The 19,713-nt window shown below is 37.9% G+C and carries 25 protein-coding genes and 1 pseudogene; 21 read left to right on the top strand and 5 right to left on the bottom strand.

Annotated elements, in window-relative coordinates; translation table 11 throughout:
• Window positions 1-6 precede the first annotated feature (6 nt).
• Together LI126_RS11365 and LI126_RS11360 are read right to left on the bottom strand one after the other, a co-directional pair.
• Window positions 7-1,386, bottom strand: coding sequence for a relaxase/mobilization nuclease domain-containing protein (locus LI126_RS11365; protein ID WP_227165415.1), 1,380 nt, complete (start codon window positions 1,384-1,386; stop codon window positions 7-9).
• Window positions 1,353-1,676 carry a MobC family plasmid mobilization relaxosome protein gene (locus tag LI126_RS11360; RefSeq protein WP_005344262.1) on the bottom strand — a complete coding sequence of 108 codons (324 nt, stop codon included), beginning with the start codon at window positions 1,674-1,676 and terminating at the stop codon, window positions 1,353-1,355. The genes LI126_RS11365 and LI126_RS11360 overlap by 34 nt, the downstream gene beginning before the upstream one ends.
• A gap of 249 nt (window positions 1,677-1,925) precedes the next feature.
• Between LI126_RS11360 and LI126_RS11355 the strand changes: the two genes are divergently transcribed.
• A complete protein-coding gene (locus tag LI126_RS11355) occupies window positions 1,926-2,300 on the top strand; it encodes an MmcQ/YjbR family DNA-binding protein (RefSeq protein WP_054752903.1) in 375 nt (124 codons plus the stop codon).
• Complete coding sequence (locus LI126_RS11350; RefSeq protein ID WP_024720755.1) at window positions 2,297-2,731, top strand: flavodoxin family protein; 435 nt, start codon at window positions 2,297-2,299, stop codon at window positions 2,729-2,731. Before LI126_RS11355 ends, LI126_RS11350 begins: the two co-directional genes overlap by 4 nt.
• Before the next feature lie 58 nt (window positions 2,732-2,789).
• On the opposite strand, the gene LI126_RS11345 is transcribed toward LI126_RS11350, so the two are convergent.
• Entirely contained in the window at window positions 2,790-2,990 is a 201-nt protein-coding gene (locus LI126_RS11345; protein WP_005344265.1) for a helix-turn-helix transcriptional regulator, read from the bottom strand.
• A 56-nt stretch (window positions 2,991-3,046) separates the two neighbouring features.
• Window positions 3,047-3,778, bottom strand: coding sequence for a helix-turn-helix domain-containing protein (locus LI126_RS11340; RefSeq protein ID WP_055180588.1), 732 nt, complete (start codon window positions 3,776-3,778; stop codon window positions 3,047-3,049).
• Window positions 3,779-3,972: 194 nt separating this feature from the next.
• Here LI126_RS11340 and dinB point away from each other — a divergent pair, with 194 nt between their 5' ends.
• From dinB to LI126_RS11315, 5 genes are all read left to right on the top strand, one after another.
• Window positions 3,973-5,220 (top strand): DNA polymerase IV, encoded by a 1,248-nt coding sequence (dinB, locus tag LI126_RS11335; protein WP_227165414.1) that lies wholly within the window; start codon window positions 3,973-3,975, stop codon window positions 5,218-5,220.
• 14 nt (window positions 5,221-5,234) lie between these two features.
• Entirely contained in the window at window positions 5,235-5,447 is a 213-nt protein-coding gene (locus LI126_RS11330) for a DNA-binding protein (RefSeq protein ID WP_005344268.1), read from the top strand.
• Window positions 5,448-5,459: 12 nt separating this feature from the next.
• Window positions 5,460-5,699 carry a hypothetical protein gene (locus tag LI126_RS11325; protein WP_005344271.1) on the top strand — a complete coding sequence of 80 codons (240 nt, stop codon included), beginning with the start codon at window positions 5,460-5,462 and terminating at the stop codon, window positions 5,697-5,699.
• 250 nt (window positions 5,700-5,949) lie between these two features.
• Window positions 5,950-6,522, top strand: a complete 573-nt coding sequence (locus LI126_RS11320; protein ID WP_008688147.1) for a hypothetical protein — start codon at window positions 5,950-5,952, stop codon at window positions 6,520-6,522.
• Between the two features lie 9 nt (window positions 6,523-6,531).
• Window positions 6,532-6,903, top strand: a complete 372-nt coding sequence (locus LI126_RS11315) for a hypothetical protein (RefSeq protein WP_227165413.1) — start codon at window positions 6,532-6,534, stop codon at window positions 6,901-6,903.
• A 76-nt stretch (window positions 6,904-6,979) separates the two neighbouring features.
• Here LI126_RS11315 and LI126_RS11310 read toward each other — a convergent pair whose 3' ends face one another.
• Window positions 6,980-7,186, bottom strand: coding sequence for a DUF6219 family protein (locus tag LI126_RS11310; RefSeq protein ID WP_008688150.1), 207 nt, complete (start codon window positions 7,184-7,186; stop codon window positions 6,980-6,982).
• Window positions 7,187-7,365: 179 nt separating this feature from the next.
• On the opposite strand from LI126_RS11310, the gene LI126_RS11305 reads away from it, so the two are divergent.
• From LI126_RS11305 to LI126_RS11240, 14 genes and pseudogenes are all read left to right on the top strand, one after another.
• Entirely contained in the window at window positions 7,366-7,683 is a 318-nt protein-coding gene (locus tag LI126_RS11305) for a helix-turn-helix domain-containing protein (protein ID WP_117908206.1), read from the top strand.
• Between the two features lie 150 nt (window positions 7,684-7,833).
• Window positions 7,834-8,046 (top strand): sporulation initiation factor Spo0A C-terminal domain-containing protein, encoded by a 213-nt coding sequence (locus tag LI126_RS11300; RefSeq protein ID WP_227165412.1) that lies wholly within the window; start codon window positions 7,834-7,836, stop codon window positions 8,044-8,046.
• Between the two features lie 4 nt (window positions 8,047-8,050).
• Window positions 8,051-8,482, top strand: a complete 432-nt coding sequence (locus LI126_RS11295; RefSeq protein ID WP_227165411.1) for a hypothetical protein — start codon at window positions 8,051-8,053, stop codon at window positions 8,480-8,482.
• 327 nt (window positions 8,483-8,809) lie between these two features.
• A complete protein-coding gene (locus LI126_RS11290) occupies window positions 8,810-9,283 on the top strand; it encodes a sigma-70 family RNA polymerase sigma factor (RefSeq protein ID WP_227165410.1) in 474 nt (157 codons plus the stop codon).
• A 573-nt stretch (window positions 9,284-9,856) separates the two neighbouring features.
• The gene (locus tag LI126_RS11285; protein ID WP_227165409.1) at window positions 9,857-10,237 is read left to right on the top strand and encodes a type II toxin-antitoxin system PemK/MazF family toxin; all 381 of its coding nucleotides are present in this window, start codon (window positions 9,857-9,859) and stop codon (window positions 10,235-10,237) included.
• Window positions 10,218-10,466: a DUF6870 family protein gene (locus LI126_RS11280; protein ID WP_005344286.1), complete on the top strand. Its 249-nt coding sequence runs from the start codon at window positions 10,218-10,220 to the stop codon at window positions 10,464-10,466. Before LI126_RS11285 ends, LI126_RS11280 begins: the two co-directional genes overlap by 20 nt.
• Before the next feature lie 139 nt (window positions 10,467-10,605).
• A complete protein-coding gene (locus LI126_RS11275) occupies window positions 10,606-12,303 on the top strand; it encodes a recombinase family protein (RefSeq protein ID WP_227165408.1) in 1,698 nt (565 codons plus the stop codon).
• Window positions 12,304-14,004 (top strand): recombinase family protein, encoded by a 1,701-nt coding sequence (locus LI126_RS11270; protein WP_227165407.1) that lies wholly within the window; start codon window positions 12,304-12,306, stop codon window positions 14,002-14,004.
• Entirely contained in the window at window positions 13,995-15,569 is a 1,575-nt protein-coding gene (locus LI126_RS11265) for a recombinase family protein (protein ID WP_227165406.1), read from the top strand. Before LI126_RS11270 ends, LI126_RS11265 begins: the two co-directional genes overlap by 10 nt.
• Before the next feature lie 97 nt (window positions 15,570-15,666).
• Window positions 15,667-16,259 (top strand): annotated as a pseudogene (locus LI126_RS11260) (site-specific integrase); the annotation flags it as partial.
• A 134-nt stretch (window positions 16,260-16,393) separates the two neighbouring features.
• A complete protein-coding gene (locus LI126_RS11255; protein WP_255651244.1) occupies window positions 16,394-17,764 on the top strand; it encodes a YecA family protein in 1,371 nt (456 codons plus the stop codon).
• 636 nt (window positions 17,765-18,400) lie between these two features.
• Window positions 18,401-18,838 carry a PBECR4 domain-containing protein gene (locus LI126_RS11250; RefSeq protein ID WP_226865870.1) on the top strand — a complete coding sequence of 146 codons (438 nt, stop codon included), beginning with the start codon at window positions 18,401-18,403 and terminating at the stop codon, window positions 18,836-18,838.
• Window positions 18,839-18,969: 131 nt separating this feature from the next.
• On the top strand, window positions 18,970-19,329 hold the full coding sequence (locus tag LI126_RS11245; protein WP_005608558.1) for an ArsR/SmtB family transcription factor: 360 nt from the start codon (window positions 18,970-18,972) through the stop codon (window positions 19,327-19,329).
• 59 nt (window positions 19,330-19,388) lie between these two features.
• Window positions 19,389-19,713 (top strand): cation transporter (locus tag LI126_RS11240; RefSeq protein WP_173684236.1); only part of this gene is annotated, 325 nt, incomplete at its 3' end.

Below are 19,713 nucleotides of genomic sequence, written 5' to 3'. Positions count from 1 at the left end.
GCAATCTTATTGACCTCTTGTGACAGAAACGGATTCCCGTTTTGCCGGAAGTAAGTCTGAATTGATTTCCGGAGCATCGAGCAGCACAGAGAAATTTTGCTGAATGATTTCCAAGGTTTTCTGCTTTTTCTGCAATTCCTGTTTTTCCCGGACAGTAGCAGCCTGTTCAGATTCAAGATTTTCAATCAGCTTTTGGACTTTATTAGGGCTTGGGATTTTGGTAACGCCGAGATCCTGAAGCTCTTTTTTTAGTGAATCGTGGAGCTGGTATTCTGCCTGATGTTTGGTGCGGTATGCTTTTGGATTTTTAGCAGATTTACAATCTTCAATTACTTTACGGCAAAGCCGATAAGAATCACAGTGTTTCTGAATGACTTTCTGCGTGCTCAGTTCACTGTTGATTTGTGCTATTCTTTGGTCGGCAACTTTCACAGAAGCTTCAATGTCAGATACATGCTGCCTGAAATCGTCATAATTCAGCAAGTTATTTTCGGAAAGATAGTTGAAGGTGCGGGCCGCCTCTTTCAAATTATTGAGCTTTGCCCATCGTTCAAATCCTTCTCGATTGCCGGTTGTAACATACGTGGAGATATTGATATACAGGCGGGCTTCTCTGGACAGATGCTTTGGAGCTTTTACTTTGCTACGATTTTTTGCCAGGCGGATGCGAACATTTTCTTCGGAATAATAGCTTCCGAGAGATTTCATATAAGTGAAGTTTTTCTGCTCTGGTGCACGGAAGGACAGGTGCTTTCCTTGGCGGATTTCATATCCGGCTAACTGCATCTTTTGCAGAAATTCCTCATAGTTGATGGAAACCCAGATTGCCTTATCAACCGCAACACGTAGCTTGGCTTTCCAACTGGTGCCACGATGATATTCCATGTTCTCTTTATAGCTTTTGCCTTTTTCTCCGATTGGCATACTGGTGGTAAGTCCGTTTTCATGGCAGATACGATTACTGATCCGGCAGAGTTTATGGTAGCTCCGCTTATTGGAAACATACTTGTGATGATCAACAAAGCTTGCAGCGTTGAAGATGATGTGATTGTGAATATGATTTTTGTCAACGTGGGTGCTGATCACATACTCATATTTTCCTTTTAGTACTTCATCTGCGAATTGCTGTCCTAAGCGATGGGCTGTTTCGGCATCAACTTCTCCAGGTTTGAACGACTGGATCAGATGAAATGCCAGGTTATCACCTTTATCCATTCCATTCTTTTTTGCCATTTCTCTAGTCATAGAAAATTCAAGATCTGCAGTTTCCGGGGAACAGCCAAAACTGGAAACTAACAGTTTTTCTTCTGTTTTATCTGGATTTGTGATGTAGTCCAGAGCTTTCTTGTCTGTTACTTTAATGGGGAAGATCTTAAGATACGCCATAATTCTTTCACCATCTCTTTCAATTCTTGCATTTCTTCCGGATATAGATCTCCGGTGGTATTTACCTTTTTTGCAATCTGGTTGATATTTACACCAATCTTGTGCATTTCCTCATACTGTTTCTTCAGTGGAGTGGTATCTGTGTTGACGATGTAACCGTCGATTGCCATTTTGCGAAGATAAGCTCCCATGTTTTTGGTCTTTGATTCAATCATCTTTCTGCGGATAAGCTTCCGTTCTTCTTCTGTGACATAGAAATGGATTTCTTTGCTTCTCTTTCTTTCAGCCATTGGCGTGTTCTCCTTTCTGAGAAGGTAGTAGTATCGTTGCTTTCAGCTTTTTTCAATTTAGGGCAGGGTTCCCTAAATTGGGATTTCCCGGAAGTGTATCCTCACTTCCTGTCCTTGCTGTTTTACCCCTCTATTAGTTAAAGTCAGGAGAACCGGAAAAATGCAAAAGAATTTGGCAGGTAGTATGGGATACGAAAATGTGGTATGATTATGGGCAGGATATCAGAAAAATCAGGAGTTGAATAGATTGTGAAGAAAGAAGAAATTTTTGAATATGTGCAGAAACAGTATGGCACAATGCCGGAATATTTATGGAGTAAACTATCGGACAGTGCAGTACTTCGACATAAAAATGGGAAATGGTATGCAGTGATCATGACGGTTGAAAAATCGAAACTGGGATTAGAGGGAAATGATCTGGTTGAAATCATGGATGTAAAGTGCGATCCAGAAATGACCAGCATGATTATTCAGACTTATGGATTTTTACCAGGATACCATATGAATAAACAGCACTGGGTCACGATTTTACTGGATGGTTCAGTCAGTGAAGCGAAGATATTGGACTTTTTGGATATGAGCTATGACCTGATTGACGGAGCAGACAGAAAGGAAGAAAAATGAGAACAGCGATAGTATACGCATCTGTGCATCATGGAAATACAGAAAAATTAGTAAAGAGGATTGCAGAAGAATGTCAGGTGGATTTGATTGATGCTGTGAAACAGCCAGATGCAGACCTGAGCAGTTATGATATGATTGGGTTTGCATCAGGAATCTATTTTTCAAAGTTTCATCAGTCGATATTGGAATTTGCAGAGAAGAATCTACCGGACGACAAAAAGATATTTCTGATCTGTACTTATGGCGGGAGTGCGAATTATAAAACCATAGAGCAGATTTTGGATAAAAGACATGCCAGTGTGGTTGGAAAATTTGGCTGTAAAGGGTATGACACATTCGGACCATTTAAACTGGTTGGAGGTATTGCTAAAGACCATCCGAATGAAGAAGATATGAAAAACGCAGCGGACTTCGTAAAAGGATTACACTGATTTTTGAGTAAAAGGAAAACCGGGGATTTTACTCCTCGGTTTTCTGGCAGTTGTGTTTCTAGTCTTCAACCTGAAAAATATCTTCTACAGGCACTTTCAGGTAATGTGCCAGCCGGATTGCAATCTCAAGAGAGGGATTACGTTCTCCACGTTCGATGCGTCCTATAGTCTGGCTGCAGGAACCTATGGCTTCAGCCAAATCTGCTTGAATGAGATTCCGTTCTTCACGAATATCTTTTAGTGTATTATTGATTGCCATTCAATCACTTCCTTTGCTTATTGTTATCAGCAGGATCATGAACCTGCTGTTGAAATCTAATGAAATCCCGGAATTTCTGCACCTTTGCATTTCCCGATTACTTTTCCAAAAATCTTAAAAGAGTCAGATTCCAAAACCTGGATAGGACGATATTTTTGATTTAAAGAAATCAGATAAACACCATCTGGCTCATCGTGTAATTCCTTGATGTAAGTATTGCCGTTGAGATAGAAGATTCCAATTTCACCATTAGCAAGAGAATCTTTTTTCTGAATCCATGCAACATCATCTGTATGATAAAGTGGCTCCATACTGTCACCGGAAATCCGTACACCAAAGTCAGTCTGCTCAGGAGCAAGGTATCCTACATCATAGGTTTCTTTTACAGAATCCTCCAGGTAATTTCCAGTACCAGCAGAAACTGGTTCCCAGGTAATTTCTACAGGATGATGGAATGGGATAATTTTTGCAGACAGTGGAGAAAACTTTTTAGAAGCTTTCAAAATATCAGCAAATTCAATCAATTTATTTCTGCCTTCTTCATTCAATCCACTCATAATGTTATATGGGTTTTCTCCAAAGAAGGATTCATATATATCTTCGATATCAAGTAACTGGCAAAGTGTCAGGAAAACATGTAAAGCTGGTTCTCGTGCATTGGTCTCCCATTTGGAGAGTGCTTTTGTAGTGACCTGAATACCTTCCTGAGAAAGCAGGTCTACAAGATATGATTGAGAGTATCCTTTCTTTTTTCTATTTTCTGCTAATATTTCCCCGAAATCACGCATTTGTTCGCCTCATTTCTATTTGAATTTTCTATATGCATTATACCGTATGTTAGAAATAAAATCAACAATAATCTCCAAAATGGAGAAAATACAACCAAGATGTTACTTGACTATCTCCGGAATGTCGATATATACTAAACATACAAAAATTGATAAGACATCATGTTGAAGGAAACAGCTGGGAGGTAAAAAGTTTGAGTGAGCGTGTGATCCTGCATAGTGATATGAACTGTTTTTATGCCAGTGTAGAAATGCTGCATCATCCGGAATTTGCCGGAATGCCGCTGGCAGTCGGTGGCGATCCGGAAGCCAGACATGGGATTGTGCTGACAGCAAATTATATTGCAAAGCAAAAAGGTGTAAAGACCGGAATGGCATTATGGCAGGCAAAACAGATTTGTCCGAAAATCATATTTGTACCACCACGGATGGATTTGTATTTGAGATTTTCAAAGATGGCAAGAGAAATCTATTCGGAGTATACGGACAAGATCGAGCCATATGGAATTGATGAAGCCTGGCTGGATGTATCGGACAGCAGAAATCTGAAAGGAAGCGGAATGACGATTGCAAGAGAAATCAGCCATCGGATTAAATACGAATTGGGTGTAACGGTAAGTATTGGAATTTCCTGGAATAAGATTTATGCGAAACTTGGTTCAGATTATAAAAAGTCGGATGCAATCACAGAGTTTAATCGAGAAAATTATAAAGACAGGATATGGCAGCTTCCAGCGTCAGATTTGCTTTATGTCGGAAGACAGACAAATAAGAAATTGCAAAAACTTGGAATCCGGACAATCGGGCAACTTGCGGAATCAGACGAAAAGTTGTTAGAGAGTCATTTTGGAAAAATAGGAAATGTATTATGGGCTTTCGCAAATGGCTGGGATGAAGATCCGGTTTGCAAGGAAGGATATGAAGCACCAGTAAAGTCGATAGGTAATAGCACTACAACACCGAGAGATCTGGAAAATGATCTGGATGTATGGATCATTCAAATAGCATTGGCAGAAAGTGTAGCTGCACGATTGCGGAAACATGGATTTAAATGCAAAACAGTAGAAATTACAGTTCGAGATAATGGATTGTATAGTTTTTCCAGACAGATACATTTACGACAGCCAACGAATATTACAAACGAGATTGTAACTGCAGCATTTCAGCTATTTAAAGATAATTACAAATGGGAATATCCCATTAGAAGCCTGGGAATCCGAGCTGCGGATCTTGTGTTAGATGATATTCCCGTGCAGTTGGATTTATTTGGAAATCAGGAGAAAAAGGAAAAGTTAGAGAAGCTGGATCGTACTGTAGATGAGATCAGACGACGGTTTGGTTATTTCAGTATACAGCGAGCGGCAATGTATCAGGATAAAGTCTTATCCCACTTAGACGCTGGTACGCACACGATCCATCCACACAGTTATTTTCATGGGTAATTGGAGGGATAGATTTGAAAAAAGCATTAACCAGAAAACAGAAAGAAAGTTATCAGTGTATTTTGGATTATACGAAGGAGCATGGATATCCGCCGACAGTACGGGAATTTGGGAAATTGATCGGGGTGAAATCAACATCATCAGCATTTTCCAGAATCAAGCAGTTGGAGTTAAATGGATATATCCGCAGAATCCCGGCATCGCCAAGAGCAATTGAGATTTTATAGTGAGGTGTCGGCATGAACAAAGTATATGTAGATGTAGTAGCAGAGTTTCGTAAAGACGGACAGCTGGTTCCCATATTTTTTACATGGGAGGATGGAAGAAAGTATAGCATTGACAGAATTTTGAAAATCGAGCGATGCGCCAGCAGAAAGGCAGGCGGTGTAGGAATGATGTACACCTGTATGATACAGGGGCAGGAAAGCCACTTGTTTTACGAAGTGGATAAATGGTTTATGGAGAGAAAAACAGCATAAGGAGAGATTGGTATAGACGATATTATTTGGATTATTAACCGGCAGGGATAGTCACTTTCCCTTTATATTCCTGCAGGTTTTACATAAGAAGAGGGATTCCGGTCAGCAAAGGCAGCTCCCACAATGCCTTTTGGATATCCGCTTCTGCAAGTTATAGTAAGTAATTGCTTCCCATCAAAATCATGGGGAAAGCGAACTGGTCTGAAAGACCGCCAGTTAGTGTGATGATGATAAGGAGATTTTGAAACTGATGACAGACAGAGATTATGCAATTAAATCAATGAAAGAGATTACCTTCCAGATGGCAAGCCATGCGCAGGATTATCTGGAAGTTACAATCGAAAGACATTATACTGATATTAAAGAACTGATGACAAGCTATCAGAAATTGATTTTGGAAAATCAGATTGTGTTAGAAGAACTGGATATGGAATGCCAGGAGAAAATCAATGAAGATATGGCATATGCATTGAGTTATCTGAGCATTTATAACAACCAGCTGAATGTGCCAAAGATGCACCGGGAGATGAATAATCTGATGATTATTTATGGATTGTCGGACATGATCTATCGGGGAATGACTTTGGTGAAGTTCTATGCACCGAATGGTGTGATGCTCAGTGAAATCCTTCATTCCTGTTTTTGCAGTCATTATAATAAGACAGATGTGGAAGTACAACAGGAGTTAGGAATAGGCAGGACTTCTTTTTATAAAATGAAGAAGCAGGCACTTGGGTATTTAGGATTTTATTTTTATGAGATCGTGGTACCGCAGGCAAAGGATAAAAGATTTAAACCGTCACTGGGCGTTGAGGAAGAGTAGGTGAATAATATGAGATACGAAGATTCGATGAAAGGTGTAGCTGCTCAGATAATCAAAGAACAGCTGAAAGCCAGTAAAATTAAAAACAATCCAGAAGAGTTCCATTGGCATGATGAATATGCAACGTTGAATTTCTTTTGGTTTATCTGCAAAAATATCGGTAACTTGGGAAATGGAGAAATTGAAAAAATGGTCACACGCTTGAAAAGCATAGATCAGAAAGCAGTGGAAAACCATGTGAATGGTGCTGTTTGGGCATTTGATTATGATAAGATGTTCTGTGTATTGATGGAAAATGAAATTTGCCGAAAGGTGTGTGAAAAGAATAAATATAATAGTTGGATGAAGCTGATTGGACAGTATTGTATCTCAATGGCTTAAAGATAAAGAAAGTTGCTGGAGAGAAAAAATATTCTCCAGCAACTTTGTCTTTGATGAATAAAGGTCAATTTTTTATTTAACTATTCTCACTATTATTTGATTCAGTGATTTTTTTCTTCTTTGGAGAAACCAGTTTGTGACCGGAATAAATGGACATGCCCATACAAAGCAATGAAGAATAGGCAAAGTATTTATGTGCAGTCATAGATTTTTTGATTCCAGAATAAATGCATCCCAACATACAGAAAAGTGCGCCTAAGGACCAGTATTTATGTGATTTCATAATTTGATACCTCCTTTGATTTAACTGATTCAATCATAACGCTTTTTTACGAAAATGCAAAGAAAAACTTTGAATATAGTTCTGTAGAATTAGAACTTGGCTTTGCGATTCTGTATATTTAAGATATCCACAAGTATACTAAATTCAGAACGATTATTCGTTCTGGAGGAGGTGTTACGATGGATTTGAAAGCAGTAGGACAGCGAATCAAATCAGCACGAGAAGCAAAAAATCTCACGCAAGAGGAACTGGCTGCATTAGTAAATTTAAGTCCAACGCATGTGAGTGTAATAGAGAGAGGCTTGAAAGTTACAAAATTGGATACCTTTGTTGCAATTGCAAATGTATTAGATGTTTCAGCAGATACTCTTTTGATTGATGTTGTGGCACATTCAGTTACAGGTGTTACCAATGAGCTGACAGAAAAAATTGAAAAACTTCCGATCAAAGAGCAGAAAAAAATCATCAAAGTAATTCACACATTATTGGAAGAGTGATATGACAAACTGGGAAGAGCGAGTAGCTCTTCTTTTTTTGACCTTTTATTCAGCTTTAAGTTGTAAAGTGTCTTTTCATGATAATAGAAATATGCTAAATTAGTTCTATAGAACAAGGTGTAATTCTACTTATATATTGGAGGAAAATGAATGAGAGAGAAAACTATTTATGAGAAGATTGCAGAAAAGTACAACACAACACCAGAAGAGGTACGCAGAGAAATGCAGATAGCCATAGATGCAGGATTTGATAATCCCGATCCGGCTGTGCAGGAAGAATGGAAGAAAATGACACTTAAAGGAGACAGCCCCACACCGGAAGAAGTAATCAATTACGCAGTAAAAAAACTAAAAGGAAAATAAAAATATGAAGAAAAAGATAATTGCATTGATTTCAGGAGCAGTGATCTTGATAATTGCTGCAGGAAGTATTTATGGGAAATCTGAATCTGGTCATAAGGAAGGCGAACCGGATGTAGTTGGAACATTTTCCGTAAATCGAGATGAAAATATTACAGTGGTTGCTAACCGGGGACATATCGGGGATAAAGAAGCTTTTGCAAAAGAACTTTTGCAGATGTACAAGGATGATTCATTTTATTCGACAAAATTCTCCACAGACAGGGGATATGCGACGAGCCTTGATATGAACATCTATTTATGGAAAGAGGATATTGAAGATGGGGAATCGGTAATGACAGCCGAATACAGACCTGTAGAATATGGAAAGGACTATGATGTTGTCAATAATCCTGATAAATTTCAACTATATATAGATGGAAAAGAAGTAGAAGAATAACACGGTGAACTTTTTACACTGAAATATGTACGATTCTAATAATGACATGAACTTATGGGAACGTATTGCGGATACTTTGTGAACTTTATCCTGATACAATGATTATGCTGATGAAAGAAGGCATAGATAACTGAATACAAGAAAGAGACGAAAGCCTCAGTAGTTAAGAAAAAACTACTGGGGCTTTTTTTTCGTGCCTGAATTTCTCAGCCAATAACTGCGGGTGTGTCCCGGCAGGATAAAGGCGGAGCAGGCATGATCCTAAACAGAGGTCCGCCTTCTGGATTTGAAACGAGCAACAAGATTTCAAATTCAGGAGGAACGGATATGTATATTGAACACCCATATTTTTATGAAGGAAAGTATTACGCAAATATTGATGGAGAAATGATCGAGATTACAAGAGAAGTTGCGTATGCGATGAACAATTTTTACAGAAGCAGCAAGGCAAAAAAAGTTGAGATTAAGAACGAAGAGGGGAAAGTCGTGGATAAGATGCTGCGGGAGGTACCTTACAGTGGACAGTCCATTGATGGGGAAGGATTCATGATTGAGGATTTCCCGGATCTGAATTGTGACGTGGAGCACAGTGTACTGACGAAAATGGAACAGCAGGATATTCATAAAGTGATCGATCAGCTGAATACCGAGGAACGCATGATTATTTACGGCACTTTCTTTGAAAACAAGACACAGACACAGATGGCAGAGATTATGGGGATTTCCAGACAGGTATTAGCTTACAAGCTGAAAACGATCCTTAATAAAATGCGTGAAATGTATATGAAAAAAATTTTTTAAAAAATTTCGGAAATTTTTTTGCATCTGCCGAAGTCATTTGACTTTAGTAATTAGAGGAGCTTTAAGGACTCCCTAAAACGCACCATGATAACTGAATATCCAATAATAACTGACGTGACATTTCATACAGTGAGCACAAGGAAGATGCCGCTATAGGATTATAAGACGTAAAAAATTTTTTAGAGCTAATAATACTGCGAAAAAGCACTGACCAAAGCCAGTCGGCAGGCTGGTGATGCGATGATATGTGTGAGATGCGATACACTTGCAGACCCTGAGAAGTCTGTAACTGGTAAACCTATGAACTGCCAGAGCCTGGAAACGAGAGTTTTTGGGTTGTGGTCCGGAGTGTAGCATCCGGGCAGGTTATTATTCCCTTCCTGCAGATGCAGGAGTAACGATTCGGGGTATCGAGGGTAAATAGAATCGAGCGAGCACTGTTTAATAATCAAATTGGCTATAGAGGTTATGCGGCAGAGCTTTCCATCTTGGAAAGGAACTCTGCCGTATTCCTGTGGAGCCAATATAGCGCTATGAATGCTTTACAAATTAAAAAGATTGGAGAGATGACAAGTGACGATTCGAAGAGGAGATATCTTATGGGTGGATCTCGGTATGTTCCCGACAACTTCGGTTCAGGGAGGAGTAAGACCGGTGATCGTAGTAAGTAACAACAAAGCTAATACATATAGTTCAGTCATTACGGTAGTTCCGCTGACGTCAAGAATATATAAGAAGCGGTATTTACCAACGCATGTATTTATCAGTAAATACGATATGACAGGGATCCGGAAAGGAAGCCTGGCATTGGCTGAACAGGTTATGAGCATTTCTACAAAATGCATTATTGAGAAATGCGGAAGAGTAAATAAGTGGAGCCTGGATCGGGTACTGAAAGCAGTACGGATTCAGATGGGAATGGAAGGAGAAGGTCATGACTGCGGAAGAATATAGAAACTATCTGGAAACGGATTTTGATGATGTAGATCTGAAGGAATTGAAGGACATCCGAAAAATAAGGATTGACCGGAATCAGACGAAAGAAAAAAGAATAGCTCAATATCTCAGACAGGTGGGAAATCCCTATCTTGTCTGTATAGGAAATGTAAAAGTGAAAATACGGTTTGCAAACAATGGAGTATCTTTTGAAGATGCATTTGAGGAACTTTTGCTTTCTGTATAAAAAGTGATGGTAAAATCTGAAGAGTTATGTTAATATGGAGGCGAGGAATTCAGGACTCCTCATTCCAATCAGGACAAAATCGACTCACCCTCTGGGTTTTACCAATGTTGATGGAAAGGTAAAACTAAGGAGGATGAAGATGAATCAGATTAACAATTCAAAGAAAATCTATCATGCAGCCATTTATGTTCGTTTATCGAAAGAAGATGGCGATGTTGCTACTGCTGGAAAGCGTGAAAGCAACAGTATCTCAAATCAGAAAGATCTGATAAAAAATTTCCTAAAAGATAAAAAGGATATAGTTGTTGTATCAGAACGTGTGGATGACGGTTACAGTGGTTCTAATTTTGAACGTCCTGCATTTCAGATGATGCTGGAAGATATCAAAAAAGGAGTTGTGGATTGTGTTGTCGTAAAAGACCTTTCCCGTTTTGGACGTGAGTATATTGATGCCGGAAAATATATCGAAAGATTATTTCCGGCACTTGGTGTGCGGTTTATTGCAATCAATGATCATTATGACAGCTTGGAAGGAAAAAGTCAGGCAGATGAAATCGTGATTCCGTTCAAGAATCTTATTAACGATGCATATTGCCGTGACATTTCTATTAAAATAAGGAGTCATCTGGAAGTAAAGAGAAAAAATGGGGAATATATTGGAGCGTTTACACCGTATGGCTACCAGAAAGATTCAGATAATAAAAACAAATTGGTGATAGATGTATATGCGGCAGGTATCGTCAAAGAAATTTACCGCATGAAATTATCAGGAATGAGCCAGACAGCAATTGCCAATGTATTGAACAAACAGGGTGTTCTTTCACCAATGGAATATAAGCACAGTCTTGGAATAAGGATTCAGGATAATTTTAAAACACACGAACAGGCAGAATGGAGCGCCATGTCGGTAAAAAGAATCCTTGAAAATGAAGTATACACAGGAACTCTGGTACAGGGAAAAAGGACAACACCAAACCATAAAGTAAAAAAATTGATGAAAAAGCCAGAAACAGATTGGGTTAGAATTGAAAAAAATCATGAGGCTATCGTATCAGAACGAGAATTTGCACTGGTGCAGAGATTATTAGGGATAGATACAAGGACTTCTCCGAATGAAGAAAAGGTATATCCATTGTCTGGACTTGTGGTTTGTGGAGACTGTGGGGCAATGATGATCAAACGGGATGTCCCGGCAGGAGGAAAGATATACGCTTACTATATCTGTTCCAGACATGCGGCTACGAAAGAGTGTGCGGCACACAGAATACCAATGAAAAAATTGGAAGAAACAGTATTGGAACTGGTAAAAATCCACATTGAAAATATTCTTGACATGAAAAAGATTATGGATTTTATTCATGCAGTTCCGTTTCAGGAATTGGATATTAAAGAATTAGAAACCAGAAAAGAAGCGAAAGAGAAGGAAGCCAACCGTTGCAGAGAATTAAGGGATTATCTGTACGAAGACTTTCGTGAAGGAATCATATCAAAAGAAGACTATAAAGAACTTCATGACGGGTACACGGAAAAACGAAAAAAAGCCGAGGAAGCAATCCGAAACATTGATCAGCAGATCAGAGAAATTCTGGAATCAAAAAGTGATAAATATCATTGGCTGGATTATTTTGCCGCACATCAGAATATACAAGAAATTACAAGAACGGTTGCGGTTGAACTGATTGATCAGATATTGATATATGACAAAAAACATATTGAAGTCAGATTTAATTTTGATGACTGTTATCAATCCCTATTACGGCAGATACAGTCAATGGGATGTGATATCAGCACAAATATGGACGGAAGAATAGAAATTCAAAAGAGGGAGGTCGTATAAATGGCTCGAAAATCAAGAAAAGTAGATTATGTAAATGTTATAAATAAAGAAAATCTGGTTACAGAAGCTGAAAACCAGTGTGAAAAAGTTTCACATGCAGCCCTTTATGCAAGGCTTTCTTATGAGAGTGAAAAGAACAGAGAAAGAAATACTATAGAGACGCAGATGGTTCTGCTTCATAATTTCGTAAAAGAACAGAAAGATATAGTGGTTGCAAAGGAATATTTTGATATATCTAAAACCGGAACTAATTTTGAGAGAGATGGTTTTAATGAGATGATGCAGGACATCAAAGAGGGAAATATTGACTGTGTTATTGTTAAAGATCTTTCCAGGCTTGGAAGAAATTATGTAGAGGCGGGGAGCTATATTGAAAGAGTGTTCCCATTCTTTAATGTGCGTTTTATTTCGGTGAATGATCACTATGATTCGTTCAGAGATGACATAAGCCTGCTGATCAGCATTTCAAACGTGTATAATGAGTTTTATTCCAGAGATTTGGCTAAGAAAATAAGAAGTTCATATCGGACTAGCTGGGAAAATGGTGAATTTCCTTCAGGTCAGATGGCTTATGGCTATGAAAAAGACAAGGATAATCCTCATCAGCTGGTTCCAGATCCGATAGCAGCACCTGTGGTGAAAAAGATATTTCAGTATTTTATTGATGGAATGACTTATGCAGAGATTGCCCGGAAATTAAATTCGGATGGGTATCTTTGCCCGAAAGCCTACAAGCTGGATAAAGCAGGAAAAGCAAATGAAAAGTCAGCGACATGGACATGGAGTGGAGGAACAGTCCACAAAATCCTTGAGAATCAATATTATGCAGGTGATAGTGTGCATAATCAGTTTACCAATGATTCCTGGGCAGCACAGAGACAGAAAATGAATCAGAAAGAAGAATGGATTATTATCAAAAACACCCATGAGGCACTTGTGAGCAGAAAGGATTTTGAAGCGGTACAGGAAAAGATTGGTCATATCGTAAAACGGGTTAATGAGGCTCGTAAATCAAATGGCAATAATGTAAGAGACTTTAACTTTTTCAAGCAGAAAATTGTATGCGCAGACTGTGGGAAAACCATGTATTTATACGGGAAAACTAAAGGCAATCATCGTAGGTTTTACTGTGGAAATAATAAACTTTACGGGAAGTGTACACCACATTCTATCACTGATTTGGAAGTGAATGATTATGTGCTGCGTGTGATACGTGCACATATCAATGTATATGTTGAAAATGTAGATCTGATTCGTCGGTTGAATCAAAGGCAGGAAAGCATTAAAAAGTATGATGTATTTAATAGGGAGATCAAGAAATGCCGGAAAGAACTGGAAAAAGTGGCAGTACACCGGGAAAGATTGTTTGAGGATTACGTGTGTCGTATTATTGATGCAGAACAGTATGAAACATTTTCAAAGCAGGATGCGGAAACAGAAAAAGAGATCCAGAATAACATGGAGATTTTATTAAAGCATCAGGTTGGATATGAAAAAAATTTTCACACAGAGGAAGAGTGGGAGAAATTGATCAATAAATACCGCAATACGAGAACACTGACTAAGGAAATGGTCAATGCTTTTATAGAAAAAATCGAAATACATGAAAGCGGTTCTATTACGGTTCGTCTGGTATATGATGACATGTTGGAAGAATTAAGAAAATATGCAAAAGAACGGGAGGCTGAGTTATGCCAGTAACAGAATGTATCGCTGTTTATATCAGACTTTCGTCGGAGGATAATGATGTAGATGGCAGCATAAAAGCCGAAAGCAACAGTGTCGGTGCACAGAGAATGCTGATAAACGAATTTATCAAAAAACAGGACGAATTTACTAACTGTCCAGTAGTTGAATATGTAGACGATGGGTACAGTGGTACAAACTTTAACCGTCCCGGATTTCAGAGGATGATGGAAGATGCAAAAGCAGGACGCATAAAATGTATTGTTATAAAGGACTTTTCAAGATTCGGAAGGGATTATCTGGAAGTGGGAAATTATCTGGAAAAAATCCTGCCGGTTCTTGGTATTCGAATTATCTCCATTAACGATGGTTTTGACAGTATCAATTCTTCTGGTTTTACTGGAGGGATGAGTGTAGCGTTAAAAAACATGCTGAACGCAATGTACAGTAGGGATTTATCCAGAAAAGTTCGTTCTGCTATGAAAACACATGCTAAAAACGGTGAATATATGCCGGCTTTTCCAAAATATGGATATATTAAAGATCCAGAAGATAAGCATCATCTGGTTATAGATCCAGAAGCAGCTAAAACAGTAAGACTGATATTCACAATGGCGGCAGATGGGAAAACAAAAGGACAGATAGCAAAATATCTGAACGAAACCCATGTGCTTACATGCCGGGAGTATATGTGCAGAAAAGGAATAAAAATGCACAGGGAAAACGAAAAAGAAAAGAAACTCTGGTCAGTCACAACCATTTCAGATATGCTCAAAAATGAAGTATACCTTGGAAAAATTATTTGGAATAAAAAGAAAGTGTCAAGAACAGGAAGCAATAAATTGGTTTCCAATGATAAAGAGGATTGGATTGTTGTAGAGAATGCACATGAACCAATTATATCTGATAAATTATTCCGGAGAGCAAATGAGAAAGCGTTTACTAACCAGAAAAGGGTTCTTGCAAAAAGAGGAGTAGCCTGCCCTATTTTCTTTTGCCCGACCTGTGGAAGAAGACTTGGTTTTACCAGCAGAGAGACGGGGTATCGCTGTATGCAGGCACATATCAGTGGTCTTAGTGGGTGTGCGGAAAGTAAAATGGACAGGAAAGAAGCAGAAGAAACAGTACTGGATACAGCTAGAAATATGGCACAGTTCATTTCGGAAAATCTTGAGAAAAAGAAAAGCGAATGGCATAAAGCAATTTTGAAAGAAGAAAATATCGCAACACTGGAAAGCGAAAAAAAGCGACTCTCCTCAAGAAAGATGAAACTATATTCTGATTATCGTTCAGAAGTGTTGGACAAGGAAGGGTATATGAAAGAACTGGAAAAAACGACTTCTCGTATTTCAGAAATCACTTTGCAGATAACAGAATTGGAGAATGAGATTGCTACAGCAAAGAAAAAATGTGATGAAGCAACAGAAAAAGAAATGGAAGTAAATGAGATTGCAGCATTGCAGGATTTTGACAAAATACAGCTGTCGAAGATTATTGAGAAAGTCTTTATTTATGGACCAGGACGTATGGAGATAAACTGGAAAATGGATGACATTTTCTACAAAGAAGAAAAAGCATAAACTGAATAAGATTGTTCGCAGGGAGCATCACTGGATGAAAACAGTGGTGCTTTTTGCGAATTAAAAGCAAATTTTTTTTAGACTTATATTGACAAAAGCAGAATTTTGTGGATTGACGCTGAAAGACATTGATCTTGAGAACAGAACTGTAAATATTGACCACCAGTTGCAGAGAACATCGGATATGCGATATATCATAGAAACCACAAAAACGGATGCAGGAACAAGAGTATTGCCGATTACAGAGGATCTGGCACAGAACAGATGTTTCAGGCAATCATCGAGGATAGAAATACACCGAAAGTGGAGAAAGCTATAGACGGCTATAGCGGATTCCTATTTTATGATGATAATGGAATGCCACTTGTGGCAATGCACTGGCAGCATCGATTCAATCATATGGTTGGAAGGTACAATGATATCTACCGGGTGCAGATGCCAAACATTACTCCCCATGTATGCAAGCACACCTACTGTTCCAACATGGCAAAATCGGGAATGAATCCAAAGACGTTACAGTACCTTATGGGGCATTCGGATATTAGCGTTACCATGAATGTGTACACGCATATTGGATTCGATGATGCTGAGGAAGAATTGAAACGGATGGAAGAGTTTAGAAAGGCACAGGCAGAGGTTGAGCAGAAGAAAGAGAAACCGATGTCGCAGAAGATGTTTAAGGTAGTTTAATATGGAAGTGGGATGACGCTCTGGCTTAGGCTGGGGCGTTTTTTGAGTGGAAAAAAATTGCTTATACATATATAATGAAACTAGTGGTTTTCTGCGATTTTAGGGAAATAATATAAAAGATTGGAGTGAAAAGCTTGGTATATAACGAATTTATTAGGTGTGAAGTCTGCGGATGTATAACAAGAATTAGATTGCAGGTTGGATGGCTTGATGAGCATCCTATTGCTGTAACTTGCGGAAAATGTGGTATATCATTAAAAGGAAAAGTAAAGATTGGACAAGATACCTTGGGGCTTAAATTTGAATTTGAAAATGCTGAAAGAGTTAATGCCGCTCCAACAACTATTCCAGATTACGTAGTAGAGTGTTCAGGAGAATTCACAACAATTAAGATGTGTGATGGATGGTGCCTACAGGAAAATTTTATTACACCATTTATAAGATATCAGCAGAAAAGTGGTGATTTTGATAATTATAAGAGTTTTGGAAATAGTGTGAATACGCTAAAACAAACGGCTAGTATATGGCCTCAATATAAACGTGTTTTACAATTGTATAAAAATGGAAATCAAGAATATCTTAAACAAGAGATAAAGAAACTATTTCCAGAAGAATATATTATGTGTAGAAATGAACTTGAAATAATGAGAGCAGTTCGCATGATTGAAGTTCATGGATTCCTGTTACCGCTAAAACCAGTCATATTGGATTTTCCACAAATTGGATCTGATATTCTGAAATTAGATAAAGAAAAAATGAATTGTCTTATAGAATATCTTAATACACATGATGGATATTCGTTAAAACAGATGCAGGAACAGATTAATACTCTATTAGGCGAGTTTATAGTGGCTTATCCTTATTTAATTCCGGCTTTGTCGTTACAATTTTGTGATGAAGGAAGTGTAGATCTTGAAGTGGAGGGAACTACAACAAGTACGTATGAAGATGTAAAGCAGTTTTATTTAGATGCATATGAGACGTTAGGAAATCTTTTGATTATTCCAGCGACAATTGATAATATAAAAAATAGAGGTGATGCGAACGATTTTATTGCGAACAATGCAGGAATTGTTTCTTTGGATAAATTTATAGCTGCGACAAAAGCTAATAGATTTCATTTATATAACAAGAATGAACTCTATATGCGTACGATAGATGTAAAGTATAATCAAAAACTTCGGAATGCAATAGGACATAATGATGTTGAGTATGAAACATCAACTCAAAAAATAATATATATTCCAGATCCTAAAAAGAGAGAAAAGAAACTGTCTGAATATCTGCTTGAATTTGAAATTGAAGCATTAAGTATGTTTCAAGCAATTTTGGTTATTTCAGAATACCTTTATAGGTTAAGAGAATTAGAATTGCTTGCTAAAGGGGTAGTGCCTTTGCCGGTTGAATTTCCTATAAAGGAAAGAAAAAAGAAAAAGATTTATCCTAATGAAAAGTGTCCATGTGGCAGTGGACTGAAATATAAAAAATGTCATGGAAGACTCTAAAAATCCTTAGTAGTAATCTTTTATTTTTTACTACCAATTTTACTACTAACAGGTAGTAACAACATGCTCAATTCTGCTCTGATTTGCCATAATCTGTAATTTCAGAGCATTTCACAAAATCCACAGAAACCCTTGCAAAACAGGGCGTTTCCGGGCAAATTAAGGAGAAACAAAACAATGATAAGAATACTTTTCATCTGCCACGGAGTGTTTAAGGGATGGGACGAAAGCCTTGAGTTTATTGGGTTTCTTGGGAGAAAGTGTAGAATTTACACCTTATTTACACCTTTGGAAGATCGGATCGGAATAATATAATTTGCTAATCTGTGTTGATTTTTTTATGATTGAGTATAATAAAAGCAAGAACAGAAATGTTCTCGATGTAAGAGCATCATTAAAAGTTGGGCTGCAGATGGAGCAGGGTAAACTTCCATCTCATTAGATGTCTTAACTGGGCATCGAGCCTGGCAGCTTGGATAAAGCTGTAGTCCACGTGGGGGACTTAATGATTTTCACGTCGTTATGGGTATCTTAACTGGGTACCGAGGCTGACAACCAGCAGAAAACTCTTTTACAAAAGTAATTCTCAGAAGAGTGTGGTTTAATGCCACACTCTTTTTGGCATGTGAAGTATAAGTGGCAACAAAGGTAGATAAGAAAAACGCAATACGACAAGGTATTACAGAGGCGGAAATCGTATATTTCCAAAATTTGGCAGGTAAAACATTTCTGTATGTTTGTGGAGATGAATATTTTGAAGTTTCTTTTCCAATAGATCACTTTCTACATTTAACAGGAGTGGAGACAAGACTTTCGGCCAAGGATTTTTATAAGAATGCAAAAAAATCTATTCTTACAAATAATCAGTTCTATTTTGACGCAAGACATGTATATGCAAATGCCAAAAGGAAACTTCCGTGTTTAAAACGCTTGCCGGAATTAACGAATGAAATGGTATGTGTTCTAAAAAATATGGAAACCATGACAATTACATATAAACTCAGTGTTACAAATTTGGAATTTACAGGAAGTGTGACAAGAAAGCCAAAACGGTATACTGGGAAAAAAGATTAAGAAAAGAATAAAGAGCTGGTTTTAATTGTAAAATTTATGGGGAACTAACATCAGCTTATTGACATAAATTTAAAAATAAGTATAATAATAGTTGATTAATTGTTCAACTATTATTATTTGGAGGTGAACATATGTCAAAAACGTCTTATATTTGTAATTGCGATGTAATTCATGAGGATATTGTGAATGATGTGAAATCCAAGATGCAGCTAAAAGATGATTATATCCAGTTGGCTTCTTTGTTTAAGCTATTTGGAGATGGAACTAGAGTACAAATCTTACACGCTCTAGAACAGAGTGAGATGTGTGTATGTGATCTTGCAGTGCTACTGGGGGTAACAAAATCTGCAATTTCGCATCAGTTAAAGGCATTACGCCTAGCGAATCTGGTAAAATTCCGAAAAGAAGCACAGATAGTTTACTACTCGCTGGCAGATGATCATGTGAAAGAGATTATTGACAAGGGATTTGAGCATCTTTGGCAGAAATAATATTTTTTAACATTATAGTTGAGTAATTGAACAACTAAACAAATTGTAAGGAGATTATCATGAAACGCATATTTCTATTAAAAGGGTTGGACTGTCCAAATTGTTCCGCAAAAATTGAAAAAGAAGTCGGAGAGTTGGATGGAGTGCAATCCTCAGTGGTAAATCTGATGAAGCAGACGCTTACAATCAATGTTACTCAGACAGCCGCAGATACGATAGCCAGTCAGATTGAAACGATTGTTCATAGTCATGAGCCAGATGTGGAAGTTCAGGAAGAAACCGTTATGAATGTTACAAAGAGTTATTCGTTAAAAGGATTGGATTGTCCGAATTGTTCCGCAAAAATTGAAAAAGAAGTCGGAGAGTTGGATGGAGTGCAATCCT

Origin of the sequence: Mediterraneibacter sp. 210702-DFI.5.30 (genome assembly GCF_020560115.1) — a bacterium.
Taxonomy (GTDB): domain Bacteria; phylum Bacillota; class Clostridia; order Lachnospirales; family Lachnospiraceae; genus Mediterraneibacter; species Mediterraneibacter faecis.
This window is presented reverse-complemented; position numbering and strand designations above follow the sequence as displayed.

What these genes read in the sequence shown, in the direction of transcription:
- LI126_RS11345 (WP_005344265.1), bottom strand. Translation starts at nt 2,990, where the DNA reads ATGGCAATCAATAATACACTAAAAGATATTCGTGAAGAACGGAATCTC.
- LI126_RS11325 (WP_005344271.1), top strand. Translation starts at nt 5,460, where the DNA reads ATGAACAAAGTATATGTAGATGTAGTAGCAGAGTTTCGTAAAGACGGA.
- LI126_RS11265 (WP_227165406.1), top strand. Translation starts at nt 13,995, where the DNA reads ATGCCAGTAACAGAATGTATCGCTGTTTATATCAGACTTTCGTCGGAG.
- LI126_RS11340 (WP_055180588.1), bottom strand. Translation starts at nt 3,778, where the DNA reads ATGCGTGATTTCGGGGAAATATTAGCAGAAAATAGAAAAAAGAAAGGA.
- LI126_RS11290 (WP_227165410.1), top strand. Translation starts at nt 8,810, where the DNA reads ATGTATATTGAACACCCATATTTTTATGAAGGAAAGTATTACGCAAAT.
- LI126_RS11295 (WP_227165411.1), top strand. Translation starts at nt 8,051, where the DNA reads ATGAAGAAAAAGATAATTGCATTGATTTCAGGAGCAGTGATCTTGATA.
- LI126_RS11305 (WP_117908206.1), top strand. Translation starts at nt 7,366, where the DNA reads ATGGATTTGAAAGCAGTAGGACAGCGAATCAAATCAGCACGAGAAGCA.
- LI126_RS11270 (WP_227165407.1), top strand. Translation starts at nt 12,304, where the DNA reads ATGGCTCGAAAATCAAGAAAAGTAGATTATGTAAATGTTATAAATAAA.
- LI126_RS11310 (WP_008688150.1), bottom strand. Translation starts at nt 7,186, where the DNA reads ATGAAATCACATAAATACTGGTCCTTAGGCGCACTTTTCTGTATGTTG.
- LI126_RS11360 (WP_005344262.1), bottom strand. Translation starts at nt 1,676, where the DNA reads ATGGCTGAAAGAAAGAGAAGCAAAGAAATCCATTTCTATGTCACAGAA.
- LI126_RS11245 (WP_005608558.1), top strand. Translation starts at nt 18,970, where the DNA reads ATGTCAAAAACGTCTTATATTTGTAATTGCGATGTAATTCATGAGGAT.
- LI126_RS11315 (WP_227165413.1), top strand. Translation starts at nt 6,532, where the DNA reads ATGAGATACGAAGATTCGATGAAAGGTGTAGCTGCTCAGATAATCAAA.
- LI126_RS11300 (WP_227165412.1), top strand. Translation starts at nt 7,834, where the DNA reads ATGAGAGAGAAAACTATTTATGAGAAGATTGCAGAAAAGTACAACACA.
- LI126_RS11275 (WP_227165408.1), top strand. Translation starts at nt 10,606, where the DNA reads ATGAATCAGATTAACAATTCAAAGAAAATCTATCATGCAGCCATTTAT.
- LI126_RS11350 (WP_024720755.1), top strand. Translation starts at nt 2,297, where the DNA reads ATGAGAACAGCGATAGTATACGCATCTGTGCATCATGGAAATACAGAA.
- LI126_RS11320 (WP_008688147.1), top strand. Translation starts at nt 5,950, where the DNA reads ATGACAGACAGAGATTATGCAATTAAATCAATGAAAGAGATTACCTTC.
- LI126_RS11280 (WP_005344286.1), top strand. Translation starts at nt 10,218, where the DNA reads ATGACTGCGGAAGAATATAGAAACTATCTGGAAACGGATTTTGATGAT.
- LI126_RS11365 (WP_227165415.1), bottom strand. Translation starts at nt 1,386, where the DNA reads ATGGCGTATCTTAAGATCTTCCCCATTAAAGTAACAGACAAGAAAGCT.